Source organism: Halomonas sp. AOP43-A1-21 (genome assembly GCF_052376775.1).
GTDB lineage: Bacteria > Pseudomonadota > Gammaproteobacteria > Pseudomonadales > Halomonadaceae > Vreelandella > Vreelandella colorata.
Genome location: NZ_JBQSWC010000112.1, coordinates 1 through 299 on the forward strand (window position 1 = coordinate 1; position 299 = coordinate 299).

Annotated in this window: 1 rRNA gene; it reads right to left on the reverse strand. The window is 54.2% G+C overall.

The features are described 5' to 3' along the window. Positions 1–299 (reverse strand): 16S ribosomal RNA (locus ACT3R7_RS20780); the annotation flags it as partial.

Genomic DNA, 299 nt, shown 5'->3' on the forward strand with positions numbered 1-299 from the left:
CTGGGATTGGCTTACTTTCGCAAGTTCGCAACCCTTTGTACCGGCCATTGTAGCACGTGTGTAGCCCTACCCGTAAGGGCCATGATGACTTGACGTCGTCCCCACCTTCCTCCGGTTTGTCACCGGCAGTCTCCTTAGAGTTCCCACCATTACGTGCTGGCAAATAAGGACAAGGGTTGCGCTCGTTACGGGACTTAACCCAACATTTCACAACACGAGCTGACGACAGCCATGCAGCACCTGTCTTACAGTTCCCGAAGGCACCCCGGAATCTCTTCCGGGTTCTGTAGATGTCAAGG